The organism is Oscillochloris sp. ZM17-4 (genome assembly GCF_019599295.1).
In the GTDB taxonomy this organism is placed as follows: Bacteria; Chloroflexota; Chloroflexia; order Chloroflexales; family Chloroflexaceae; genus Oscillochloris.
This window is the reverse complement of sequence record NZ_JAIEWN010000019.1, coordinates 1-2,784: the sequence shown is the minus strand read 5'-3', so window position 1 is coordinate 2,784 and position 2,784 is coordinate 1. Positions and strand designations below refer to the sequence as shown.

The 2,784-nt window shown below is 68.8% G+C and carries 2 protein-coding genes; both read right to left on the bottom strand.

Annotated features, from left to right (window positions below; translation table 11 throughout):
* A partial coding sequence (locus K2Z83_RS14855) for a CpXC domain-containing protein (RefSeq protein WP_220595977.1) occupies nt 1-408 on the bottom strand: 408 nt, incomplete at its 3' end.
* Nucleotides 409-635: 227 nt separating this feature from the next.
* On the bottom strand, nt 636-2,783 hold the full coding sequence (locus K2Z83_RS14850; RefSeq protein ID WP_370650188.1) for a glycoside hydrolase family 2 protein: 2,148 nt from the start codon (nt 2,781-2,783) through the stop codon (nt 636-638).
* Nucleotide 2,784 lies beyond the last annotated feature (1 nt).

Genomic DNA, 2,784 nt, shown 5'->3' with positions numbered 1-2,784 from the left:
AGGCGCTCCGCGGCGGCGATCCATGCGGCGCAGCATGTGGGCCACGCCCTCCACATCCTGGGCGATATCCACATCGGCCAGGTAGGGCCGTCGCTGATCCTCGGGGATCGCGCCGACCAGGATGGCGTGCAGGTCGCGGGCCTGGTCGCGCACCTCGTGCTCGGCGGCCCCCGGCGCCCCGGCGAAGATCACCCGCCGGGCCTGGGCGTCGTGAAAGAGCAGCGGCGCCCCGGCCGGGCCGCTGCTGTCACAGTGCGGGCATATCACGATGTTGAGCGCGCCGCGCCGCAGATCATCAACCGCCGCCGGCTGCTCCTGCGCGTCGAGGATCAGCCAGATCGCGGCGGTGAAGTCCGCCCCGCAGCTGGGGCAGGTGAGCTCGGCCTGCTCCTGGTACGAGATTGCCATAGTCGCGTTTAGGGTACAGGGTACAGGGTACAGGGTACAGGGTACGGGCTGAACGTATGTGAAAGCTGCCAAAAGCATCTGCTGAAGCTTCCATATAGTATACCCGTATCGGATCGTTGTCCTCGTATTGTACCATTAGACCAGGGAGCAAGAGACAGAGCACACAGAACAGGTAGAACGCATCAAGAAGCCTATCTCCCACTCCCTGTTCCCTGTCCCCTGTCCCCTCAGGCGACCTCGATCTCATAGACCTGGCGCACCTCGTGGGCCACGCCGGTCAGCTCAAGCTCCAGGGCGTAGCGGCCGGGCGCGGTGGGGATGAGCCGCAGCCGGTCGACCTCGATCGGCCGACAGTCGGCCGGCAGGTCGCGGCTGCGCGCCGTCTCGGCCAGGGTTGCGCCGGCCGGGTCGCGCAGGCGGGCCGCCAGGCGCGCCCCGCCCGCCGTGTGCTGCGCGTCGTTCACCGCGTAGAGCGGCAGCTCCACCGCCTCGCCCACCGCGTAGGTCCGCGGGTGGAACAGGCAGAAGGCGTACTGCGGGCTGAAGGCCATGCGCATCGCGTAGTACGAGCGCTTCGGCACCCGCCAGTAGTCCACCACGCTCCACAGGACGGCCGGGTAGGGGTCCACAAAGATGAAGGGCACGATCCCGCCGGTGGGCCGGTACTTGTAGAAGCGCAGCCGGTCGATATAGTAGCGGTTGATGAAGATCTGGTAGTCCTGGCTGAGATCGACCACCTCGGCCAGCGAGCCGGCCTGGCGCCAGGGGATCCAGTGGTCCATGATCTCGGCCTGGAATCCATGGTGCGCGCTCAGGCGGGCGATCGCCCCCTCGTCCAGCGGCTCGCGGATGAAGCGCCGGCTGCTCTCGATATTCGGGAAGCTCTGGGCGCCGAACTCGGTGACGAAGCTCATGTTGGCCGGGAAGCGCCGCTGCATCATCTCGGCGTCGTCGATTGTGCCGTAGGTGCGGTACCAGCCGAAGTAGGCGTGGCCGTCGGTGCCCTTGCGCAGGTAGGGCACATCGGCCTCGCCCGAGCTGCGGATGGCCGGGCGGGTCGGGTCCTCGGCCTGCACGATCGCCTTGAGCTGCGTGTCCATCACATCGCGGTTCCAGTTGAAGCCGAAGCCGGTGGCGTAGGTGAGCAGCCGGGCCGCCACGCTCTCGTCGGCGGTGTCCTTGATCAGCACCGCCTCGTTATGCATGCACCAGACGGCCACGCTCGGGTGGCTGCCCAGCAGATGCACCATCTCGCGCACCTGGCGGCGGGCCTCCGGCAGGATGCTCGAGTCGTAGAGCCACTGGAGCGGGAAGTCCTGCCAGATCAGCATGCCCGCCGCGTCGGCCGCCTCGTACAGCGCGGGGTGGTCGATGTGGGCGTGGACCCTGAGCATGTTCATGAAGCACTCGCGGGCCAGCCGGATGTCCTCGTCGTAGCGCGCGCGGGTCATCGTGGCGATGCGCATATCGCCGGGCGGGTAGTTGTTGCCCTTCACCAGGAAGCGCACCCCGTTGAGGTGGGCCTCCCATCCGCGCAGCTCGAAGCGGCGCACGCCGAAGCCGAAGCTGCGCGCGTCGCTCACGATGTCGCCCAGCAGAAGCTCAATCGTCACGTCATACATGTCGGGCCGGCCGAGGTCGTGCGTCCACCAGAGCTGCGGCTCGCGCAGCTTGACCAGGCCGCCGAGCTCCTGCTTCCCGGCCCGCAGCGTGCGGCGCTGGGAGATCACCTGGGTCTCGCCCGCGAAGGTGCGCGGCGTGAAGGTCAGGCGCAGGGTCGCCGGCGCGGCCTCGGCCGAGTCGACCTCCAGGTCGAAGCGCACCTGGGCGAAGCGCTCGTCGCAGGCCAGGGTCAGGCAGCGCGCGGCGCTCAGGCGGGCCGGCCCGCTGGCGTGCAGCTCGACGGGCAGCCAGATCCCGCCGGGGTTCGCCTGCGGGTCCATACAGTCCCAGTGCGAGAAGACCCCGGTGATCATGCGCTTGCCGAGCTTATCGCGCTCCTCGGGGCAGTCCAGCTCGATCAGCAGGGAGTTGTCGGCCTGGAGCAGCCCGCCCACCTCGCGCTCGTAGGGCACGAAGTAGCCCTCGTGCTGCCCCAGGTCCACGCCGTTCATGTAGGCCCGGCTGTAGTAGAAGGCCCCGTTGACCCGCAGCCAGCGGCGGGCCTTGTCCGACCAACGGCCAGCGGCCAGCGGCCAGCCCGAGGCGTCAGCAGCACCCTGTCGCTCGTCGCTAAATTGGCAGCGATACGCCACCTTGCCGGTGTGCGCGGCCAGGTCGGGGGTCTGCTGCCAGTGGCCGGGGACGCTCGCCGCCAGCCAGCCCTCCTCGCCGCGCGGGTAGATCCCCTGGGTGAACATGTCGAGCGGCCGGATC